Annotated in this window: 20 protein-coding genes, 1 tRNA gene and 1 pseudogene; 11 read left to right on the forward strand and 11 right to left on the reverse strand. The window is 62.3% G+C overall.

Features of this window, described 5'->3' with window-relative positions; genetic code table 11:
• Positions 1–337 precede the first annotated feature (337 nt).
• Together O7B34_RS05800 and O7B34_RS05805 are read left to right on the forward strand one after the other, a co-directional pair.
• On the forward strand, positions 338–2110 hold the full coding sequence (locus O7B34_RS05800; protein ID WP_140769070.1) for a glucan ABC transporter ATP-binding protein/ permease: 1773 nt from the start codon (positions 338–340) through the stop codon (positions 2108–2110).
• Between the two features lie 101 nt (positions 2111–2211).
• Positions 2212–2973 (forward strand): heme ABC transporter permease, encoded by a 762-nt coding sequence (locus O7B34_RS05805; protein WP_337145274.1) that lies wholly within the window; start codon positions 2212–2214, stop codon positions 2971–2973.
• Between the two features lie 4 nt (positions 2974–2977).
• Here the strand turns inward: O7B34_RS05805 and O7B34_RS05810 are convergent, their stop codons facing one another.
• Positions 2978–4036, reverse strand: coding sequence for a D-TA family PLP-dependent enzyme (locus O7B34_RS05810; protein WP_337145275.1), 1059 nt, complete (start codon positions 4034–4036; stop codon positions 2978–2980).
• Between the two features lie 186 nt (positions 4037–4222).
• On the opposite strand from O7B34_RS05810, the gene O7B34_RS05815 reads away from it, so the two are divergent.
• Together O7B34_RS05815 and O7B34_RS05820 are read left to right on the forward strand one after the other, a co-directional pair.
• Complete coding sequence (locus O7B34_RS05815) at positions 4223–4909, forward strand: D-lyxose/D-mannose family sugar isomerase (protein ID WP_337145276.1); 687 nt, start codon at positions 4223–4225, stop codon at positions 4907–4909.
• Positions 4910–4978: 69 nt separating this feature from the next.
• Entirely contained in the window at positions 4979–5371 is a 393-nt protein-coding gene (locus tag O7B34_RS05820; RefSeq protein ID WP_337145277.1) for a hypothetical protein, read from the forward strand.
• 33 nt (positions 5372–5404) lie between these two features.
• On the opposite strand, the gene O7B34_RS05825 is transcribed toward O7B34_RS05820, so the two are convergent.
• Complete coding sequence (locus tag O7B34_RS05825) at positions 5405–6034, reverse strand: hypothetical protein (protein WP_337145278.1); 630 nt, start codon at positions 6032–6034, stop codon at positions 5405–5407.
• A 72-nt stretch (positions 6035–6106) separates the two neighbouring features.
• On the reverse strand, positions 6107–6295 hold the full coding sequence (locus tag O7B34_RS05830) for a hypothetical protein (RefSeq protein WP_337140781.1): 189 nt from the start codon (positions 6293–6295) through the stop codon (positions 6107–6109).
• Between the two features lie 263 nt (positions 6296–6558).
• Between O7B34_RS05830 and O7B34_RS05835 the strand changes: the two genes are divergently transcribed.
• Positions 6559–7923, forward strand: a complete 1365-nt coding sequence (locus tag O7B34_RS05835; protein ID WP_337145279.1) for a calcium-binding protein — start codon at positions 6559–6561, stop codon at positions 7921–7923.
• A 355-nt stretch (positions 7924–8278) separates the two neighbouring features.
• Here the strand turns inward: O7B34_RS05835 and O7B34_RS05840 are convergent.
• The 3 genes from O7B34_RS05840 to O7B34_RS05850 all read right to left on the reverse strand — a co-directional run bounded on the left by O7B34_RS05840 (position 8279) and on the right by O7B34_RS05850 (position 9806).
• Positions 8279–8352, reverse strand: a tRNA-Gln gene (locus tag O7B34_RS05840).
• Between the two features lie 162 nt (positions 8353–8514).
• On the reverse strand, positions 8515–9447 hold the full coding sequence (locus O7B34_RS05845; RefSeq protein WP_337107505.1) for a lysylphosphatidylglycerol synthase domain-containing protein: 933 nt from the start codon (positions 9445–9447) through the stop codon (positions 8515–8517).
• 86 nt (positions 9448–9533) lie between these two features.
• Positions 9534–9806: a hypothetical protein gene (locus tag O7B34_RS05850; protein WP_337145280.1), complete on the reverse strand. Its 273-nt coding sequence runs from the start codon at positions 9804–9806 to the stop codon at positions 9534–9536.
• A 55-nt stretch (positions 9807–9861) separates the two neighbouring features.
• Here O7B34_RS05850 and O7B34_RS05855 point away from each other — a divergent pair, with 55 nt between their 5' ends.
• Positions 9862–11226, forward strand: coding sequence for a Ppx/GppA phosphatase family protein (locus O7B34_RS05855; RefSeq protein WP_337145625.1), 1365 nt, complete (start codon positions 9862–9864; stop codon positions 11224–11226).
• 25 nt (positions 11227–11251) lie between these two features.
• Positions 11252–11965 (forward strand): RlmE family RNA methyltransferase, encoded by a 714-nt coding sequence (locus O7B34_RS05860; RefSeq protein WP_337107507.1) that lies wholly within the window; start codon positions 11252–11254, stop codon positions 11963–11965.
• A 42-nt stretch (positions 11966–12007) separates the two neighbouring features.
• On the opposite strand, the gene O7B34_RS05865 is transcribed toward O7B34_RS05860, so the two are convergent.
• Positions 12008–13429, reverse strand: coding sequence for an MFS transporter (locus O7B34_RS05865; protein WP_337145626.1), 1422 nt, complete (start codon positions 13427–13429; stop codon positions 12008–12010).
• Between the two features lie 280 nt (positions 13430–13709).
• On the opposite strand from O7B34_RS05865, the gene guaB reads away from it, so the two are divergent.
• The 3 genes from guaB to O7B34_RS05880 are packed head-to-tail and all read left to right on the forward strand — an operon-like array spanning position 13710 to position 16231.
• The gene (gene guaB / locus O7B34_RS05870; RefSeq protein WP_140507237.1) at positions 13710–15212 is read left to right on the forward strand and encodes an IMP dehydrogenase; all 1503 of its coding nucleotides are present in this window, start codon (positions 13710–13712) and stop codon (positions 15210–15212) included.
• A 31-nt stretch (positions 15213–15243) separates the two neighbouring features.
• Positions 15244–15786, forward strand: coding sequence for a hypothetical protein (locus tag O7B34_RS05875; RefSeq protein WP_337145627.1), 543 nt, complete (start codon positions 15244–15246; stop codon positions 15784–15786).
• Between the two features lie 25 nt (positions 15787–15811).
• The gene (locus O7B34_RS05880) at positions 15812–16231 is read left to right on the forward strand and encodes an MAPEG family protein (RefSeq protein ID WP_337145281.1); all 420 of its coding nucleotides are present in this window, start codon (positions 15812–15814) and stop codon (positions 16229–16231) included.
• A 52-nt stretch (positions 16232–16283) separates the two neighbouring features.
• On the opposite strand, the gene rnd is transcribed toward O7B34_RS05880, so the two are convergent.
• The 3 genes and pseudogenes from rnd to O7B34_RS05895 all read right to left on the reverse strand — a co-directional run bounded on the left by rnd (position 16284) and on the right by O7B34_RS05895 (position 18171).
• Complete coding sequence (gene rnd / locus O7B34_RS05885) at positions 16284–17435, reverse strand: ribonuclease D (protein ID WP_027143088.1); 1152 nt, start codon at positions 17433–17435, stop codon at positions 16284–16286.
• Positions 17436–17510: 75 nt separating this feature from the next.
• A pseudogene (locus tag O7B34_RS05890) lies at positions 17511–17782 on the reverse strand (MFS transporter); the annotation flags it as partial.
• A gap of 14 nt (positions 17783–17796) precedes the next feature.
• Positions 17797–18171 carry an avidin/streptavidin family protein gene (locus O7B34_RS05895; protein ID WP_337140761.1) on the reverse strand — a complete coding sequence of 125 codons (375 nt, stop codon included), beginning with the start codon at positions 18169–18171 and terminating at the stop codon, positions 17797–17799.
• A 222-nt stretch (positions 18172–18393) separates the two neighbouring features.
• Between O7B34_RS05895 and aspS the strand changes: the two genes are divergently transcribed.
• Positions 18394–20184, forward strand: a complete 1791-nt coding sequence (gene aspS / locus O7B34_RS05900) for an aspartate--tRNA ligase (protein ID WP_337145628.1) — start codon at positions 18394–18396, stop codon at positions 20182–20184.
• A 111-nt stretch (positions 20185–20295) separates the two neighbouring features.
• On the opposite strand, the gene O7B34_RS05905 is transcribed toward aspS, so the two are convergent.
• Positions 20296–21486: a hypothetical protein gene (locus O7B34_RS05905; RefSeq protein ID WP_337145282.1), complete on the reverse strand. Its 1191-nt coding sequence runs from the start codon at positions 21484–21486 to the stop codon at positions 20296–20298.
• Positions 21487–21674 lie beyond the last annotated feature (188 nt).

Raw genomic sequence — 21674 nt, forward strand, 5'->3', positions numbered from 1 at the left:
CGGGACGCGCGCCGCCGCGTCCTGTTTACTTGCGCGCGATCTGTGGGGCGTCCGCCAAAGACGCGCGAAACCGACCGTGCAAGCTCGCGGTGATTAAAAATGTGGCAGTGCTCCGCTGCTGCCACGATTTTGCCGCAAGGCTGACATTTCACCTTTTATCTCAAACCGTTAGGTGATCACGTCAGATTTCGTATCGTCGTCATCTTTTGTTCGCTAAACGGGAACGGAAGCGATAGACGGGCATTGTTTTGCGACGCATCAACCGTTAGGTGTTACGAAATGGTGCAGTGCACAATATTGGTGTTGGGCACAATAGAAAGTTGGCGGAGTAGCTAAGGTGTCACTTCTGCAGATCTATTGGAGAGCGCTGGGATATCTGGCCGCCGACAAGAAGCGCGTCGCGCTGATCTGTGCGGCCAACGTCGCGCTTGCAGCCATCGCGATCCTTGAGCCGATCCTGTTAGGCCGGGTGATCGGCGCTATTTCCGAAAAAGGTCCGGTGTTTTCGACGCTCGCGGTCTGGGCAGCTCTCGGTCTCTTCAATGTCATGGCCTTCGTGCTGGTGGCGCGTGGCGCCGATCGCTTCGCCCATGCCCGTCGTTCGGAAGTGTTGTGCCAGTCCTTCGAGCGCGTAATCACCATGCCGCTCGCCTGGCATCACCAGCGCGGCACTTCCAATTCGCTGCACACGCTGCTGCGCGCGGTTGAAACCCTTTTCAGCTTGTGGCTCGAATTCATGCGCGTGCATCTTTCGACGGCCATCGCGCTGGTGCTGCTGGTGCCGACCGCGCTTGCGATGGACGTCCGCATGTCCATTGTGCTGCTTGGCCTTGGCGTCCTTTACGTGGGCATCGGCCGTATTGTCATGCGCCGCACCAAGGCAGGGCAGACCGCCGTCGAGCGTCATTATCATACCGTGTTTGCCCATGTGACCGACAGCGTCAGCAATGTCGCCGTGCTGCAGAGCTACAACCGCATCGGCCATGAGACCGCGGCGTTGAAGCGTTACGTCAAGGGCCTGCTCGACGCGCAGAATCCTGTGCTCGACTGGTGGGCGATTGCCAATGCGCTGAACCGCCTGTCCTCGACCATTTCGATGATGATCGTGCTGTCGATCGGCGCGTATCTCGTCACCCGTGGCCAGCTCCGCGTCGGCGACGTCGTGGCCTTCACCGGCTTTGCCGGAATGCTGATCGCCCGTCTCGACCAGATGTCGGCCTTCACCACTCAGATTTCGGAAGCCCGCGCCAAGCTTGAGGATTTCTATAAGCTCGAGGACTCGGCCGCCGATACCGCCGAGCCGGATGGCCTGCGCGACCTTGCCAACGTCACCGGCCATGTCCGTTTCGAGGATGTCAGCTTCGAGTTCGCCAATTCGGGCCAGGGCGTCAGCGATGTGTCCTTCGAGGTTCAGGCAGGCCAGACCGTCGCCATCGTCGGGCCGACGGGTGCGGGAAAGACCACGCTCATCAATTTGCTGCAGCGCGTCTTCTCGCCGTCCAGCGGCCGTATCCTGATCGACGGCATCGATACCCGCACGGTGACCCGCAAGTCGCTGCGCCATTCGATCGCCACCGTGTTCCAGGATGCCGGGCTTCTCAACCGCTCGATCGAGGACAACATCCGGGTCGGCCGTGCCGACGCGACCAACGAAGAAATCCATGCTGCCGCCACCGCGGCCGCGGCGCAGGACTTCATCCTGGCCAAGAGCAACGGCTACGACACGGTGGTCGGCGAACGTGGCGGCCAGCTGTCTGGCGGTGAGCGCCAGCGCATCGCCATCGCCCGTGCCGTGCTGAAGGATGCTCCGATCCTGGTGCTCGACGAAGCGACCAGCGCGCTCGACGTCGAGACCGAGGACCGCGTCAAGGAAGCGATCGACGAATTGCGCCGCGACCGCACCACCTTCATCATCGCCCACCGCCTGACCACCGTCCGCGACGCCGATCTGGTCGTGTTCATGGACAAGGGCAAGGTGGTCGAGATGGGTGGTTTCGCCGAACTGTCGCTGCGCAACGGCCGCTTCGCCAGCCTGCTGCGCGCCGGCGGCCTGCTCAACGACGAGGAAGTCCGCCGCCTCAGCCGCTCCGTTCAGGGTGAGGCCGCCTGAGCCGGTTCTTCCTTCCCCCACAGAGGGAAGGAAGACGCTTCTACGCCTGCGACACCACCGCTCGATTGCCCCAAACGCATCGGCGGTCTATGTAAAGTCGCATGAGTGACACCACCTCACGCCCGAGCGGCTGGGCCGATCTTGCCAATCCGACGCGGTTCGTCGGGATGGCCGACAAGCTTGTGCCGTGGTTGGCGGCGCTCGCCGCGCTCGTCCTCGCCGTCGGCCTCTATATGAGCTTCACCGCGCCCGAGGATTTCCAGCAAGGCATCACCGTTCGCATCATGTACATCCATGTGCCTTTCGCCTGGCTCGCCATGATGTGCTACACGCTGATGGCGCTGTCTGCCCTCGGCACGCTGGTCTGGCGCCATCCGCTAGCCGATGTCGCGCTGAAATCAGCGGCCCCCATCGGTGCGGTCTTCACCGCGCTGGCGCTGATCACGGGTTCGATCTGGGGCAAGCCGATGTGGGGCACCTGGTGGGTCTGGGATGCAAGGCTGACCTCGGTGTTCGTGCTGTTCCTGATGTATCTCGGCATCATCGCGCTGACCCGTGCGCTGGATGATGCCAGCCGCGCCGCCTGGGCCGCCGCCATCATCACGCTGGTCGGCTTCATCAACATCCCGATCATCAAATTCTCGGTCGACTGGTGGAACACGCTGCACCAGCCGGCTTCCGTGTTCAGGCTCGGCGGTCCGACCATCGATCCGAGCCTGCTCTGGCCGCTGCTGGTGATGGCCGTCGGCTTCACCGCGCTCTTCTTCACGCTGCATCTGATGGCCATGCGCACCGAAATCCGGCGCCGCCGCGTCATTGCCATGCGGCGGGTGGCGGCGCGGCAGGCGGAGCGTCCGGCCTAGAAATTCACCCCATAAGTCCGCGTGCCGCCACGGGCAGCGTTTCCAACACCTTCTCACCGTCGATCAGGTTGACCTCGTTGAACAGGTTGGTGACGACGCAGCAATGGTCCGGCACCACGCGCACGCGTTCGCCAATGCGAAGCCTGCCGTCGCCCGAAAGCGTGACCGTACCGTGCTCCTCGCTCAGGCCCGTCACCAGCGCTCCCGGCACGCCCATCAACTCTCCGAAATCCTTTAGCCCCAGCGTGTCGCTGGACAAGGCCTTGCTGCCGGCATCGAGAATGGCGCGTGTCGCTGTCGGATGGCTGACCACGGTTGCGAGCACCGTCAGCGCGCAATCGTCGAGGCCGCCGACGCCTTTGGCGACCTGGTAACGGTCGAGATAGATATAGGTGCCGGGCCGGTATTCGGTAACGACGGAGGCATCGGCGGAACGCCACATGTCAGGCGTGCCGCCGCTGGAGATGCGTTCGCAAGCGAGACCCGAGGCGGCCAGCGCCTGTTTGGCATCGGCAAGCCAGGCTTCGGCCTCCACGGCCCGGCCGGCGGCCGGATAGGTCATCAGTCCGCCGAAGGTGAGGCCGCCTGCGTTATCGATCACCCTCGCCAGCGCAACCGCTTCATTGGCCGTCTGCACGCCGCAGCGTCCCATGCCGGTGTCGCATTCGACCAATACCGAGAGCGGGTGCCCGGCATCGATGAAGGTGGCGGCGAGCCCTTCCAGCGTCTGCGCGCTGTCAGCCGTCACCGACAGCTTCACGCGACCATGCAGCGCCTTCAGCCGTTCGAGCTTGGCGCGCCCAAGGATGTTGTAGGGGAGAAAGATATCCGTCAGCCCGGCATCGGCCATCACCTCGGCCTCGCCGATCTTCTGGCAAGTGATGCCGACGGCGCCAGCCGCCATCTGCTTCTTCGCCCAATAAGGCAGCTTGTGCGTCTTGATGTGCGGCCTGAGTTTCAGTCCGTTCTTGTCGGCATGGGCTTGCGCTCTGGCGATGTTGGCTTCTGCGCGTGCGGCGTCGATGAGGATCGACGGCGTATCGAGATCATGGATGGTCGGCATCGGCTATCTCTGTGAAAATTCGCAGGGTTTATGAGCCTGAAAGCAAGCGATGTCACGCGGCCAGCGGGCCGGATCAGTGGGCCATGGTCGGGAACGCGCAAGGCTCGAACAAGCAGAATGGATCGACACCGCACCGGCGTTCGGCTATGCGATCTATCGGAAAAACCGACACCAGGGGTCATGATCATGAAACGCTCCGCAATCAACGATATCATCCGCGAAGCCGACGCTTTCATCCGCTCGTTCGGCTACATCATGCCGCCCTTCGCCTACTGGTCGCCGGAAGAGATGAAGGCGCGCCAGGTCGATTCCTCGGCCATCTTCACCTCACGGCTCGGCTGGGACATCACCGACTACGGCCAGGGCAAGTTCGACGATCTCGGCCTGTTCCTGTTCACCGTTCGCAACGGTCGCTACGAGGACATGAAGAAGGGCATGGGCATGCTCTATGCCGAGAAGATCATGATCTCGCGCAAGGAGCAGATGTCGCCGATGCACCGCCACAATATCAAGGCCGAGGACATCATCAACCGCGGCGGCGGCAAGCTGGTGCTTGAACTGTTCATGCATGATCGCGATGGCGGTATCGACCCCAAGGCCGAGGTGTCGGTGCCGGTCGACGGAACCATCCACAGGCTGCCGGCGGGCGGGCTATTGAAGCTCGATCCGGGCCAGAGCGTCACGCTTTTGCCCGGCGTCTGGCACGCCTTCTGGGCCGAGGGCAGGGATGTGCTGATCGGTGAGGTGTCGACCGTCAATGACGATCGCACGGACAATGTTTTCCGCGAGCCGATCGGCCGTTTCGCTGATATCGAGGAAGATACGCCGCCGTTGCACCTGCTGGTGGCCGACTACGATAAATGGCTGGGCTGAGGATATCCGCCCTTAGCGCTGCTTCGTCCCGTTATTTGCGGGCCAGTAACCAAGTCCGAGGAGTAAGTCTTGAAATCAGTTCTAGTTGCCATTGCCGCCTTGGCGGCCCTCAGCTTGCCGGCCCAGGCGTCCGGCTTCGATAACATTGTCCTTTCCGCGACGAAGGGCGAGGAAACGTCTCAGAGCAATTTCCCTGTCGACACACCGGTCATTTATGTGTCGGCTGACTTGGTGGATATCGCGCCCACATCGAAAATCACATTCTCCTGGGTCTCGGTCGATTCCCACGGCGCCGCACCGGAAAACTATACTATCGACAAGGTCGACCTCGACGTCGGAGCGAACAACGAGGCTGATTCACAACTCACCAAACCCACGGCGGGATGGCCGGAGGGCACCTATCGTGTTGATTTGGCCATTGATGGAACGGTTGCGGAATCGGTACCCTTCAGCATTCCATGATCGGAAATTCAACCGCCCGGGAAGGGCGGCCTGTTAGTCGGTTTCGGGTGGCGCTTCTTTTTGCCAGCCGGCTAGCTCCGGCAGGTCGTCAAGCCAACTTTTCTCGGTCATCAAGGCATCGCTGGCCTGCGGTGCCGCCTCCGTGGCGTTTTGAATCAGCCAGTCCATCCACTTTCGATAGGCAACTGGGTCCAGTTGGGGCGGCAGCACCTTGGCCTTGAGCAGCATCCTCTTGCGGAAACTGGTTTGCCTGCGCAGTTTGGTCGTCGTGAATTTGATTGCCCTGCCTTGGTATTCAACTATCCACCGGTCGCCCTCATGGCTGACAAGCCTGTCTACGGCGAATCCGGCATCGACCGGTCTATCGCGCCAAGGAAGCTCGATAGCGTTCTTCCTCAGATCGATAGCCCATCGCCTGTAATTGGCCCCGGTACGCTGAGACGGCAGCACGCCGGCCTGTTCGAGCATCTTCCTTCGGAACGTAGCCTGCTTCTTGAGCTGGCCGGTCGTCAGCTCGATTCGATGTCCACGAAATTCGACGTGCCACCGGACCCTCCCGTTGCCGACATACTTCACCAACCTGTCGATGAAGAACTCGCCATCGGCCAGCATCACGCAGCCTTGGCTGATGCTTTCGCGGATGAACTCGGTGTCAGTGACCATCAGGCGGCCTTATGCAAGAATGGCAGGCCCACATGCGATCGGTGGAGGGCAAGATCGCCGCGCTTCTGGCCTTTAGGTCCGGTTGGCGTGGGCGCGTTGCTCCTGTGCCTTCTTACAGATGTCATCCAATTTTTCGCGGACCCGGTCGTTATCAAACAGCAGCTTGGCGCGTGAGAATCCTCTGCTACGAAGCTCCCATTCAATGGCAAGCCATCCTTCATAGTCGCCAGACGCCGCGAGCTTCCCGGCTTCGCGCCACATATGCGCGTCACGCTCTCGGGACACACCTTTCTCCCGTGCTAATGCGCCAAGCATACAGGCATATAGGACGTCGGGCCCCGCTGAAACCGCTGCTCGACAGCTTTTTTTGCGAGGGACGTCCTACATTTTTACATTTTGTGATTTGCACGATATGGTTAACGGGGCTCTGGTAGGTGCAGGCTTTTCTGGCTTCAGGCGTTTGGGCAGAAAAAAGGGCGGGGTGTGAAAGGTGGCCGAACATGGCCAGTACGAACACCATTGTCTTGACCGACGACTATGGCTACCGCCAATACAAGGCATCCAACCTGCCCGCCGACACCACAATCGATGCCACCAGCGCCTCGTGGATCGTTGCCAATCAGGGAAGCCCCACCAATCTCTATCCCTTCGCGGTCGTCAACCCCGGTGACAACCTCACGGCTTTCGGCGGCACGATCAACGGCACGGTCTCCCAAACCGGCGACTGGGAGAATATCTACGTCAACTCCGCCGCAGTCCGTGTGAATTCAGCCCACAGCTTTGTCATCGACGACTTTACGATCACCCAGCCCTGGGATGGCATCCGCGTCGGCGGCACCGGCACCTTTCTTATCGAGGATAGCTATGTCGGCAACTCACGAGACGACGCGGTCGAGGACGACGACGTCATCGGCGGCACCATCCGGGATTCGCTGTTCGACCACGTGTTTTCCGGAGTGAGCCTTGGCGACGGTGAGGTGAATGGGTCTGGCAACTCGGTCGTCATGGATGGCATGCTTCTGGGCATGGGAGAGTACCTTCGCAAAGGCGTGATCACCCACGGTTCGCCATTCAAACTCGCCGACGGCACAGGCGCCAACGATATCTCGCCCAGCCTGCACTTTGTCGACTGCGTGGTGGCGATCACCGACGTTCACCACAACGGCCAGGGGCGGCTGCAGCACGCCTGGGATAAGACGGTCGAGTCGCACGGCAATTACTATCTCAACCTCTCCGACACGCCGCTGCCGGCGGATTATCCAAAGCCGCCCGCCGGCTGGACGGTCCTTCAGGGCCAGGCGGCCCGCGACTATTGGGACCACGCCAGGGCGGCCTGGCATGCAGCCCATGACGGGACCGACCCGATACTGACCCCGCCGACCGACCCAACACCGCCACCTCCGACCGACCCGACACCGCCACCTCCGACCGACCCGACCCACGGAACGGCCGGGAACGATACGTTTGTCGGCACTGGCGCGGCCAATACCTATGATGCCCAGGCTGGCAACGATACACTGCGGGGCCTGGGTGGCAACGACGTGCTGACCGGTGGCAGGGGCGAGGACACCTTCGTGTTTGACACGGCCTATGGCCCCGGCAACGTCGACACAATCACCGACTTCGACGCGGAACATGACGCGCTTTATCTCGACAGTGCCGTCTTTACGAAGCTCGGCCCCGGTTCCCTGTCCAGCCCGACACAGGTGAACTCGTCGTATTTCGAATTGCAAGAACACGCCGCCCACAGCAACGATTACCTGCTCTACGACCGGGCCACGGGCGTTCTGTCCTATGATCCCGACGGCTCGAAATCGACCCCGCAGGTGGAAATCGCCCATCTGGAGCCCGGGGCGGCCCTGACCTATCACGACGTGTTCGTCGTTTGATCGCTCCTGCGATCGCACCGATAGTGGTGTCGCCGCCATCGGCCCGGACCTGGTGATGGCACCGCTGATTGCAAGGGCAGGCGCATGTGCGTCTGCCGCGATCAACGTTGCCGACGTTTATGGGCAAGGTGAAGAATCATCCATGGACGACGGCGTTTGGCTCCTGGATTGTGTCACGAAGCCAGCCGACTGTTCGTCCGGCAGCTTCCTAACGAGAAACTCCTACATCTGGTGCTGCGAATGGAACCGAGGCGAAGTCTGTGCCGCCTTCAGGCAACCGTTTGATTGACTTGCGGAAACGGCTGCTGCAGCAGAAGAAGCTCGTGGCAACAAGCTATCCACAGGGCATCCAGTTTGGCTGGGGAACCTGGATTCGAACCAGGACTAACGGAGTCAGAGTCCGTGGGTCTACCGTTAACCTATTCCCCAGCAGGCGCGGTCATGGACCGCGCGGGCCGAACGGCTGAGCCGCTTGAGCGCTGCCTTGTAGCCGCCAGCGGAAAATAGTCAAGCCTGCTCTGCGGTTCAATCGCCAGCTTTTATCACCGGTTTCAAACGCCACCTTTTCCAGTGGCATGCGAACTCCGGGGCTCAGCTCTCCTTGCGGCTGAATTGCGAGCGTTCGAAGAACAGCACGATGCCCAGGCCCAGAAACAGCGGGATGATCAGATAAAACAGCCGGAACACCAGCAGCGCCGCCAGCACGCCGACCGGGTCCATGTCGGAAAGCCCGGCCAGGAACACCACCTCGAACACGCCGAGGCCACCCGGCGCGTGCGAGATCTGGGCGACCGAGAAGGAGACGAGGAAGACGCCCAGCACGACGAAATAGCCTGGATTGTGCACTCCGGGCAGGGCGAAGAAGATGATCGCCGCGGCGGCGAGCAGTTCGATCGGGCCGATCAGCAATTGCCGTGCGACGATCGGCAGCGCCGGATAGTGCAATTGGAAGCTGCCGATCGTCAACGGGCGCAGATGCAGCCAACTGCCGAATATATAGGCTGCGATGAGGATTAGCATCGCGATGCCTGCGGCCTCCGACAGGCCGTGATGGGCGATGCCGGAGAATCTGTCGATAATCTGCGGCTCGAACACCAGCACAAGGCCCGAGGCGAGTATCGTCGACAGCACGAAGGTTATCCAGCAGACCGCCACCAATACGCCGACTTCCTGGCCGGTCAGGCCCCTGGTGCCGTATGCGCGGTAGCGGATGACGGCGCCGGAAAACACCGAGCCGCCGATATTGTGCGACAGCGCATAGGTGGTGAAGGAGCAGAGCGTGACGAACAGCCACGACACCCGTCTGCCGATATGCAGCAGCGCGATGTGATCGTAGCCGGCGAGCGCGGCATAGGCGACGACCGAACTCAAGCCCGCCAATATCCAGTCGCGAGCCGGAATGGCCGCCAGCCCGTCCCAGACGTCATCCAGCGAGATGCCGCGCAATTCATGCCAGAGCAGCAGCAGCGAGAAGATCACCGCGCCGATGCCGACGACCGGCCAGAAATAGCGTTTCCAGTTCATTGCCAGACTGCCATGCGTTGTGGATCCGCTTCCTTTTCTGTCGAGAGGCCAACCGCCCCGCATTCCCCATTCATTTCAGAAATGCCTCATTGAAGCCGGCTATTCAACCGCGAACACTTGTCGCGCCTGATGCCGGCAAGACCTGCCTGCACTGGACGAGGCGCAAAACGCTGACAAGCGGCGAGGGCATCGGCTTCGACGGGCGCCGTCTCCGCTGGCGTCGCGTTATCAATCCAGCCTTGCGGGTACATTACGGCGGTGCCGCGAAAAAGGCGGTTCGCGCCCCAGCCGGCAAAATTCAGCATGCGGCTCTTGGTGATCGGCCACAGCGCTGTTAGTCTGGCGGCAACTTGAAACATGCCAAAGCGCCTGCTGCGTCCGTCACCGGTTCGCGCGGCGCCGGAAGGAACGACAGTGGAAGACCGCGACACCGGCGCAGGCGCGCCGGAGGTGGGCGCGTCCAGCGCTTCCCCGGGATCGTCAGGCCCGGGGACAGCCGGTTGGCAGCAACGCCGCCCGACGGAGCCGCGCTCCGTAAATGGGCAGGCAGGCGACGCGACCCACAACCAGAAGGGCAAACCCAAGAAACGGCGCAAGCGAAGGCGTGGGCGCAAGGTTTTTGCGCGCGACGATGCGCGCCCCGGGGACAATCGATCGCCGGCACAAGGCAAGGCCGCTGTCGCGGCAGTGGAGCTGAAGCCTGTTGCCGCTGCGGCGATCTCACCCGTCGTTCCAATACCACGCCCCGAGCAAGGACACCGCAGGCCGCCGGTACACGAGCTTCCGGTCTTTGCGGCGCTGGACCTCGGCACCAACAATTGCCGGCTGCTGGTCGCCGTACCCACGCGTCACGGCCAGTTCCGCGTCATCGATGCCTTCTCGCGCATCGTCAGGCTGGGCGAGGGGCTCACCGCCAATGGCCGGCTCGGCCAGCCGGCGATGGACCGCGCGGTTGAGGCGCTGAAGATCTGCGGTGACAAACTGCGCGGCCGCAAGATCAGGAAGGCAAGGCTGATCGCCACCGAAGCCTGCCGCACCGCCGAAAACGGCATCGAGTTCCTCGATCGTGTCGAACGCGAAGCTGGCCTGAAGCTCGAGATCATCGACCGCCAGACCGAAGCCCGTCTTGCTGTTTCCGGCTGCGGTTCGCTGGTCGAGCGCGACACGCAAGGCGTCGTCCTGTTCGACATCGGCGGCGGCTCCTCCGAGATAGCGCTGATCGATCTCACCGGCCGCCGCTCGCCACGCCTCGCCAATCATATCGTTTCGTGGACCTCGCTGCCGGTGGGCGTCGTCTCGTTGGCGGAACGCTTTGGCGGCCGCACCGTGACGCGCGAGATCTTCACCGCCATGGTCGACGACGTCGCCGGCCGGCTGGCCGCTTTCGACGGCCGCGATCGGTTGAGCCATCTCAAGGCCAGCCCGAATTTCCATCTGTTGGGCACTTCGGGCACGGTGACGACGCTGGCCGGCGTCCATCTCGACCTCGAACGCTACGACCGCCGCCGGGTCGACGGCCTGTGGATGGACCGCGACAGCGTCGACCGCATGGTGGAGAGACTGGTCGGCTGGGATTTCCAGCAGCGCTGCGCCAACCCCTGCATCGGTGCTGACCGCGCCGATCTCGTGCTCGCCGGCTGTGCTATCCTCGAGGCAATCCGCGCCGTCTGGCCCTCGGAGCGGCTGCGCGTCGCCGACCGGGGCCTGCGCGAGGGCATATTGAGCGAACTGATGGCCGATGACGGCGTCTGGCGCAACGATGGGCGTGCTAGGGCATGATCATGCTCAAACAAGAAATCAGGCAATGACCAAGAAACCGGAAAAACCAGGGTCCGCCAGCATTCGCGTGCTGAAAACGCGGATCAAGAAGAAAAGCGGCTTGAAGGAATCGTCGCGCCGCTGGCTGCAGCGCCACATCAACGATCCCTATGTCCAGCGCTCCAAAGCCGACGGTTATCGCTCGCGCGCGGCCTACAAGTTGATCGAGATCGATGACAAGCACCACCTCTTGAAACCCGGCATGAAGGTGATCGACCTCGGTGCCGCCCCCGGCGGCTGGTGTCAGGTCGCGGCCGCGCGCACGAAATCGACGGCCGAGCATCCGCATGTCGTCGGCATCGATTATCTCGAAATGGACGCCGTGCCTGGCGCGCCGGTGCTGCTCCTGGATTTTCTCGATCCGCAGGCTCCGCAAAAGCTCTCCGAAGCGCTGGGCGGGGATCCGGATGTCGTGCTGTCCGACATGGCCGCACCGACCACCGGCCACAAACGGACCGACCATATCCGCACCATGCATCTGTGCGAGGTGGCGGCCGATTTCGCGCTGTCGGTCTTGAAGCCCGGCGGCCATTTCCTGGCCAAGACTTTTCAGGGCGGCGCCGAGAACGAGCTGCTCTCCATGCTCAAGAAGAATTTCCGCTCCGTCCACCACGTCAAGCCACCGGCATCGCGCGATGAGTCGGTGGAGCTTTATCTGTTGGCCAAGGACTTCAAGGGGCGAGAGCCGAGCAGGGAGTAACGCCTCCCCTTCTGCCACAAGAAGGAGAGAAGGGAGAGAGCCTCACTCTCCCGGCGATCTCACCTGTTCCAGTGTCTTGGGCGTTGTCAGCCGGCCATGGCCGGAGACGGCATTGCCGGCATCGGGTGCCAGCCGCATGAACGACAGCGATGCCGCCGCCGATACCGCCGCCACGATGAAGAAGGCGATATGGAAGTCGCCCAGCGTCAGCGGGCCGCCATGGATGGAGGTCGAGACTTCCAGAACGCCGCCGGCGAGCGCCACGCCGAGCGCGATCGAGAGCTGCTGGAACACCGCCGTGATCGGCGTCGCCTTGCTGGTATCCTCGGCCGACACCTCGGCATAGGAGAGTGCGTTGACACCGGTGAAGAACATCGAGCGGATGAAGCCGCCGACCAGCAATATGGCCAGCATCAGCGCATAGGGCGTCTCTGGAGTGAAGAGACCATAGATGGCGATCGATGCTGCGGCGACAAGCGAGCCCAGGATCAGCACGCGGCGGAAGCCGACAACGCGGAAGATCAGCGCGGTGACGAATTTCATGCCGATGGCGCCGATCGCCGAGACGAAGGTGATCATGCCGGACTGGAACGGGGTCAGCCCGAAGCCGATCTGGAACATCAGCGGCAATAGGAACGGCACTGCGCCGATGCCGATGCGGAACAGGCTGCCGCCGAGCACCGACGAGCGGAACACCTGGTTGCGGAACAACTCAAGCGCGAGCAGCGGATTCCTGGCGCGGCGCGCATGTATCAGGTAGAGCGCGCCCGACAGCAGCCCCACGGCGATCGTGATGAAGCCGGTCGCCGGCGGCAGATAAGGCAGGCTGACCACCGACAGGCCGAAGACGACGCCGGATGCGGCCAGCCCGCTCAGCACGAAGCCGACGAAATCGAGCGGCGGCGTCTCCATCGATTCAGTTTCCGGCAGGAAGCGGGTGGCCAGCCAGATGCCGATCAGGCCGATCGGCACGTTGATCAGGAAAATCCAGTGCCAGGTGAAGTAGGTGGTGATGAAGCCGCCGATCGGCGGGCCCACCAGCGGCCCGACCAGTGCGGGAACGGTCAGCCAGGACATGGCGGCGACCAGATCACTTTTGGGCGTGGCGCGAACCAGAACCAGGCGTCCGACCGGGGTCATCATGGCGCCGCCGATGCCTTGCAGGAAGCGAGACACCACGAAGGCCGGCAGGGAACCGGAGAGGGCACAGGCGATCGAACCGGCAATGAACACCGCGATCGCGGCACGAAAGATGTTCTTGGCGCCGAAGCGATCGGCCATCCAGCCGCTGATCGGAATGAAGATCGCCAGCGACACCAGATAGGCCGTCAGCGCCAGTTTGAGTGCGATCGGGCTGGTATGAATGTCGATGGCGATCGCCGGGAGCGACGTTGCGATGACGGTCGAATCCATGTTTTCCATGAAGAGAGCGACCGCAAGGATAAGCGGGATGGTGCGGTTCAACGAACGCGTCCGGGTTTGATTCCAGATGTTGCCGACCTCGCCGGCACGCAGGGCGGTTATCATGGCCGGACATCGATGTCGTGTTAAATTGCTGTCACTTTTGTGCGATCGCAACCAGGGGTCGCGTCGCCTGGGCTCGAGTGATCCTGTTGGGCAGGCAACGATCGGCTTTTCAACGCCGCCGCGACGTGTTACCAGCCACCGCCAATCCTGAAAGGGAATAATGAGTCGGCGCTGTCCATTCCGGTCCAGCGCTTTTTCTGCATTCAAAGGGCTGGCCATGGCAAAAATCATCGAAACCTCCACCGGCGCACTGGCGCTGACCTTTGACGACGTGCTCTTGCAGCCCGGTCATTCCGAGGTGATGCCCGGCCAGACCGACATCCGCACCCGCATCGCCGGCGACATCGACCTCAACGTGCCGATCCTGTCGGCGGCGATGGACACGGTCACCGAGGCAAGGCTTGCCATCGCCATGGCGCAGGCCGGCGGCATCGGCGTCATCCATCGCAATTTCTCGCCCGCCGAACAGGCCGAGCAGGTGCGGCAGGTCAAGAAATTCGAATCCGGCATGGTGGTCAACCCGGTCACGATCGGTCCCGACGCCACGCTCGCCGACGCCTTGTCGCTGATGCGCACCTACTCGATTTCGGGCATTCCGGTGGTCGAGAATGGCGGCGCCGGCGGCCACAAGACCGGCCGGCTCGTCGGCATCCTGACCAACCGTGACGTGCGCTTCGCTTCCGATCCGGCGCAAAAGGTCTACGAATTGATGACCCGTGAGAACCTGATCACGGTCAAGGAGAATGTCGACCAGGACGAGGCCAAGCGGCTTCTGCACCAGCACCGCATCGAGAAGCTGGTGGTGGTCGACAAAACGGGCAATTGCGTCGGGCTGATCACCGTCAAGGACATCGAGAAGTCGCAGCTCAACCCGCATGCCACCAAGGATGCGCAGGGGCGCCTGCGTGCCGCCGCCGCCACCAGCGTCGGCGATGACGGCTTCGAACGCGCCGAGCGTCTTATCGAGGCCGGCGTAGACCTTTTGGTGATCGACACCGCGCATGGCCACTCACAGCGGGTGCTGGACGCGGTGACGCGGGCGAAGAAGCTTTCCAATTCCGTGCGCATCCTGGCCGGCAATGTCGCCACCGCGGAAGGCACGCGGGCGCTGATCGACGCCGGCGCCGACGCCGTCAAGGTCGGCATCGGTCCGGGCTCCATCTGCACCACCCGCATCGTGGCCGGGGTCGGCGTTCCCCAGCTTTCGGCCATCATGTCGGCGGTCGAGGCAGCGCATAAATCGGGCGCCTCGGTGATCGCCGACGGCGGCATCAAATATTCCGGCGATCTCGCCAAGGCACTCGCCGCCGGCGCCAGTGCCGCCATGATCGGCTCGCTGCTTGCCGGGACCGACGAAAGCCCGGGCGAGGTCTATCTGCACCAGGGCCGCTCCTTCAAGGCCTATCGCGGCATGGGCTCGGTCGGCGCCATGGCGCGGGGCTCCGCCGATCGCTACTTCCAGGCCGAGGTGCGCGACACGCTGAAATTGGTGCCGGAAGGCATTGAAGGGCAGGTTCCCTACAAAGGACCTGTGTCTGGCGTGTTGCACCAGCTTGCGGGCGGGCTGAAAGCCGCTATGGGTTATGTTGGTGGCCGCGACCTTGCCGATTTCCGCGACCGCGCCACTTTTGTGCGCATATCCAACGCTGGACTTCGTGAAAGCCACGCCCATGACGTCACGATTACCCGCGAAAGCCCCAACTATCCCGGCGGAGCCTGATTCTTCCGGGCTTTGGCGCAACTTGACCGCCATGGTGCTGCGCCTGTCGCGCCATGTCGGTGCGCTCTGCTTTCTCTCGGCGGCGGTTTTCATCGCCATGACGGGCATGGAGTTCTTCTATTTCCGCCAGTTGAGCGGGGGCTTGGTCTCGCTCGACATGCGCTATTTCGGATTCACGCCCGACGAAGGCATGGCCTGGCTGACGGCGCTTGGCCGGCGCGGCAGCGAGATCATCCTGGTCTGGCATTACCTGACCTTCGATCTTTTGTTTCCGGCGCTGCTGTCGCTGACGCTGGTCAGCCTGATCCTGGCGACTGGCCGGCGGCTGAAGAATTTCCGCGTGTTGCCGGCTCAGATGCAGGCGATCTTCGCGCTGGTCCTGGTGCTGCCCTACACGCTTGCCGACTACGCCCAGAATATCGCCGTGGCGCGGCTTCTGTCCGATTTCCTCTACGCCAACCCGGACTCGCTGTCTTTCGCCTCGGCGCTCATCGTCACCAAATTCGTGCTTCTCGCCGTCCCGGTCATCGTCATTGCCGCTTTCTGGTTGGCCGGCCAAAGACGTCAGAATTGAAGCCGAACAGGGCAGGGGCGACTGCATGAACCAGACCGCGATCTTCTGGCCGGTGCTCGCCCACGTGCTGCTGATCTATATCGTCTATTGCGTACTGGGCCGGCGCCGATATGTTGCCGTCAAGTCGGGCGAGGCGAAGGCGAGCCAGTACAAGGCCCGCTCGACAGAACCGGCCTCCTGCGCGACCGTTGCCGGCAATCTCAGCAATCAGTTCGAACTGCCGGTGCTTTTCTACGTGCTGTGCCTGGCGCTGCATGTCACCAATGGCGTCAACTATCTGACACTGGCGCTGATGTGGGCTTTCGTGGTGACCCGCTACTTCCACGCCGGGGTTCACCTGACCAGCAACGATCTGCGTTGGCGCAGCCGCTCTTTCTTCCTTGGAGCGGTTATTGTCCTGTTGGGCTGGATCTGGCTCGCTCTTCACCTGCTCGGGGTGATTTGAGCAGAATTGGCGTCAGCTCTCTTCTCCCGCGACGGAAGAAGAGAGACTGAACCTACAGGTCGAACACTGCTATTTTTCGATTGTCGAACTTGATGCCGATCTCGCCGCGCACAAGTTTCAGCGCCTGTTCGCCGAACACGGCGCGCCGCCAGCCTTGCAGCGCCGGCACATCGGCATCCTCGCCTTCGGCGGCGATGCGATCGATATCGTCGCTGGAGGCGAGCACCTTCGAGGCGACGCCCTGTTTTTCGGCGATGATCCTGAGCAGCACTTTCAAGAGCTCCGCGGCCGCATTCGAGCCCTCGGGCGGCTGGAAGCTTTTCGGCAGTTTCGGCATCTGCTCCTTGGGCAGGGCGAGCGCGGTGTTGACCGCGCCGAGCAGTGCCGTCGCCGTCGAGGAGCGTTCCCAGCCCTTGGGCGTGGTGCGTAGCTTGGCAAGGGCTGCCGCATCGCGCGGCCCTTGCTGCGCGATCTCGTAGATCGCGTCGTCCTTGAGCACGCGGCCGCGCGGCACGTCGCGCTCGCGCGCCTCGCGTTCGCGCCATGCCGCCACGGTCTGCACGATCGCCAGCTCCTGCGGTTTGCGAAGCCGCATCTTCAGCCGCTTCCAGGCGTCCTCGGGATGCGGATCGTAGGTCTCGCGCGAGGTCAGGACATCCATTTCCTCATTCAGCCAGTGGGCGCGGTTTTCGCGCGCCAGCTCGGCGTTGAGGTGCTGATAGACCTCGATCAAATGGGTAACGTCGGCCAGCGCGTAGTCGAGCTGCTTGTCGGACAGCGGGCGGTGGCGCCAGTCGGTGAAGCGCGACGACTTGTCGAGCCGTGCGCCGGTGATGCGCTGCACGAGCTGGTCGTAGGAAACACTGTCGCCGAAGCCGCAGACCATCGCCGCCACCTGTGTGTCGAACACCGGGTGCGGAACGAGATCGCCGAGATGGACGATGATTTCGATGTCTTGCCGGGCGGCGTGGAAGACTTTGACTACCGCCTCGTTGGCCATCAACCTGAAGAAGGGAGCGAGGTCGATATCAGGTGACAGCGGATCGATCAGCGCCGTCACGCCGGGCGCGGCCATCTGGATCAGGCACAGGATGGGCCAGAAGGTCGTTTCGCGGATGAATTCGGTGTCGACGGTGACGAAATCCGACTTTTCGAAAGCGGCGAGAACGGTCTCGAGTTCTTTCTGGGTGGTGATGACGTGCATCAAATCGCTTTTGGCAGGAGTAGGGTCTTCCTAGATTTCAGCCGGGAAGGCTTTCGTCAAGCTGTGGCGCCACCGTCACGGCCCTTCCGGACTGTCTGGATCACTATTTCTCCTCGCCGCCGCGCAAAAATGGTCGAGGTGCGCAACACCGCGGTGAAGCGGCTGCGCGTGCCGGCCGGCACGCCGGAAAGGATGACGGCGGTGAAGACCGCTTAGACCACGGCGCTGAAGACAAGCAGCGCGCTTGGCCCGAAATACTGCATCGCTGTCGAGGCCGCGAACGGGCCGCCAATGGCGCCGAAGGAATAGAACAGCATCAGGGCCGCGTTGATCAGCACGAACTCGCCGGCGGTCGGAGTATTCAATCGACGCGCTCAAAAGTGTCTAGGCTGGTCCCGAAGGCGCGCCATGTTCCAACCTGGGTCAGCTTTGCGGGCTCACCCTCGGCATCGGCTGAAAGTGCCATTCCAGCCACTGTGTGCCACAACATCTCGATCTTGCCGTCCCGAAAAATGCCGGTGTAGCTGACCGCCGCCGGGCCCGTTTTTCCTAGCGCCGCGGAAGTAAAGCCAATCACATCTCCATGAGCGGCCCCGTGGAGAGGCACTTCCATCCCGGAAAAGCTACTGTCGGGCAATGCTGTCTTGAAGACACCGCGGATCAAACCATCGCTATCGTCTTCGATAACTACAACCGAACCGTATTGATTGCGCCAAGTGCCCTTCCAGGAAAACATGTTTGCCTCCTCTCACTCCATCATGCGCCAACGCGAGAGGCGGTTTACGGTTCCGCCACATGACCGGCTATGGATTGCAACCCGAAGTTCCAAACTGAGAGACCGCCGCTCCATCCGTTTGCCTTGACAAACCATGCCTCTCATGCGCTTTTCGCGCAAATTTTGGGCCGAGCTGCGATGCTTTGGCCCGCAACCCACAATCCCGGACTTTAATCCATGACCATGCACCGTTACCGCAGCCATACCTGTGCCCAGTTGCGAAAGAGCGACGTCGGCAATTCCGTTCGCCTGTCGGGCTGGGTGCATCGCGTGCGCGACCATGGCGGCCTGCTGTTCATCGATCTGCGCGACCATTACGGCCTGACCCAGATCGTCGCCGATCCGGATTCGCCTGCCTTCAAGATCGCCGAGACCTTGCGCGGCGAATGGGTGATCCGCGTCGACGGCGAGGTCAAGGCACGCCTGCCGGAGACCACGAACGCCAACCTGCCGACCGGTGAGATCGAGATTTTCGCCCGCGAGATCGAGGTGCTGTCGGCGGCCAAGGAATTGCCGCTGCCGGTATTCGGCGAACCGGACTACCCCGAGGACATCAGGCTGAAATACCGCTTCCTCGACCTGCGCCGTGAGACGCTGCACCGGAACATCGTGGCGCGCACGAAAATCATCGCCGAGATGCGCAAGCGCATGGGCGAGGTCGGCTTCACCGAATTCTCGACGCCGATCCTTACCGCCTCGTCGCCGGAAGGCGCGCGCGACTTCCTGGTGCCGTCGCGCATCCATCCTGGCACCTTCTACGCGCTGCCGCAGGCTCCGCAGCAGTACAAGCAGCTTATCATGGTGTCCGGCTTCGAACGTTATTTCCAGATCGCGCCGTGCTTCCGCGACGAAGACCCGCGCGCCGACCGTCTGCCTGGCGAATTCTACCAGCTCGACGTCGAAATGAGTTTCGTCGAGCAGGACGATGTGCTGTCGACCATGGAACCGGTGATGCGCGGTGTCTTCGAGACCTTTGCCAACGGCAAGCCGGTGACGCAGAAATTCCAGCGCATCCCTTACGATGTCGCCATGCGCAAATACGGTTCCGACAAGCCGGACCTGCGCAACCCGATCGAAATGCAGGCCGTCTCCGACCATTTTCGCGAGTCCGGCTTCAAGGTGTTCGCCAACATCCTGGCCAACGACCCGAAGGCCGAGGTGTGGGGCATTCCGGCAAAAACCGGCGGCAGCCGCGCCTTTTGCGATCGCATGAACAGCTGGGCGCAAGGCGAGGGCCAGCCGGGGCTGGGCTACATCTTCTGGCGCAAGGAGGGCGACAAGCTCGAAGGCGCCGGCCCGCTTGCCAAGAACATCGGCGAGGAACGCACCGAGGCGATCCGCTTGCAGCTCGGCCTTGCCGACGGTGATGCCGCGTTCTTCGTCGCCGGCGACCCGAAGAAGTTCGTCTCCTTTGCGGGCGCCGCGCGCACGCGCGCTGGCGAGGAGCTGAACCTTGTCGACCGCGAGCGCTTCGAACTGTGCTGGATCGTCGACTTCCCGTTCTTCGAATGGAACGAGGAGGAGAAGAAGATCGACTTCGCCCACAACCCGTTCTCAATGCCGCAGGGCGGCATCGATGCGCTGAACGGCGAGGACCTGCTCGGCATCAAGGCCTTCCAGTACGACATGGTCTGCAACGGTTTCGAGATCGCCAGCGGCGGCATCCGCAACCATTTGCCCGAAACCATGGTCAAGGCATTCGAGACGGTCGGGCTGGACCGCGCCACGGTCGAGGAGCGCTTTGGCGGCCTCTATCGCGCCTTCCAGTATGGCGCGCCTCCGCATGGCGGCATGGCCGCCGGTGTCGACCGCGTCGTCATGCTTCTGGTCGGCGCCAAGAACCTGCGCGAAATCACCATGTTCCCGATGAACCAGCAGGCCTATGATTTGTTGATGAACGCGCCCTCGGAAGCGAGCCCGCAGCAGCTTCGCGATTTGGCGCTGCGCGTCGCGCCAACCAAGAAGGACGCCTGACCGGAAGCTTCGGGCTTCACTTCAGGAACTTGCTCGAACCGGTTCTTCCGATTCGGCAACAAAAAAAACCGGCATCGCTGCCGGTTTTTTCGTGTCCTGAGGCCGTTTCGATCAGTCCTCGTTCGCCTTGACGCTGACGCCGAGCGTCTTCGGCAGGTCCAGCGGGTTCGACATGGCGCCCGCCATGATCAGCGCGAACGGCACCGATGCCGGCGGCTCGGCCGAGATTTCGAGGCTCTTCGGATCGTCGAGATATTTGCTGACCGCGGCGGTCACCTGAGCCGTGAGTTCCGGATTGTTGAGCTGCGCCATGCCGAACGGCACGATCGCCTTGGCCTGGTTCGCGATGTCCTTGGCCGACATGCCCTGCTGCTTGCCGACATAGTCCAGCACCTTGCCGGTCAGCGAATCGTCGTCGAAGCGGATCGAGGCGCTGTTGAACGAAAGCTGCTGCAACAGGCCGAGCATGGCCATGCCTTGCGCCGAATTGTCGGCGCCTTCCGGCTGTGCGGCCATCTTCTTCTGCATTTCCTGCAGCGACTTGATGAAGTCGACCGTGTAGCCGCCGAGGTCGAAGGTCATGCCGAGCGTGCCGGCATTCTCGACGGAGATGTCGTATTTCGACAGTTCCATCTTGCCGTCAGATGGCTGCCAGGTGCCAGCCATTTCGAGATTGCCCGAGATGTTCTGGTAGCCGAGCGCGTTGAGGACCTCCTTGGATTTGGGATCGTCGACCAGCGAGAGATCGGCCGTGAACTTCTCCGTATTGGCGGTGAATTCCATCGCCTTGCCGTCGGCGGGCGGCGTGATCTCGATGGCAAGGCCGTCCATCGAGAATGCGGTCTTGTCGGCGACCTTGACCGTCATGTTCGACAGTTCAGCGGATTTATACATCATCAGCGAGCCAAGCGGGCTGGTGGAGCCGTCGGCCGGCACTGTCATGTCGTGGATGATGAAGGGGCTGAGATCGAGGGTGACGCCGTCCTTGCTGTGTTCGAAGGCCGAGGTCGACACGGTGCCGATATCATAGCCGCCATTGGCTTCGGTGATGTTCTCGAGCTTGACGTCGCCGATCGTCAGCGCTTCCTTTTCCGCGGCCGGTTTCACCGACACGCCCTGCAGCACCATGCTGGTGTTGTCGCCGGTCACGCCGGTCCAGGAGATGTCGACGCCCTGTGCGGAGAGCGCAGCCTTCAGCCGGTCCGCGACCGCGGCGTCCTGGGCAAGGGCAGCATTCAGCGGCAGTGTGAGCAAGAAGGTCGAAAGAGCGAATTTCCGGAGAGTTGAGCGGTTGATTGTCATCGCAAGGTCCCTGAGAGTGTCCTGAAATTATTTTTCAATTCTTTGCGCCATCACCATTCCGTGACGAACTGGACGGGAAAAAGGCGTGTCCCGGCACAATGGTCGAAAATCGCGGTGAAAGGCAAACCCGATCCGAACGCTATTGGACAATGCAGTGAATTTGGCATGAAGGTCGGGCCGCCAGCGTG

Origin of the sequence: Mesorhizobium sp. Cs1299R1N3, from assembly GCF_037179625.1 — a bacterium.
GTDB lineage: Bacteria > Pseudomonadota > Alphaproteobacteria > Rhizobiales > Rhizobiaceae > Mesorhizobium > Mesorhizobium salmacidum.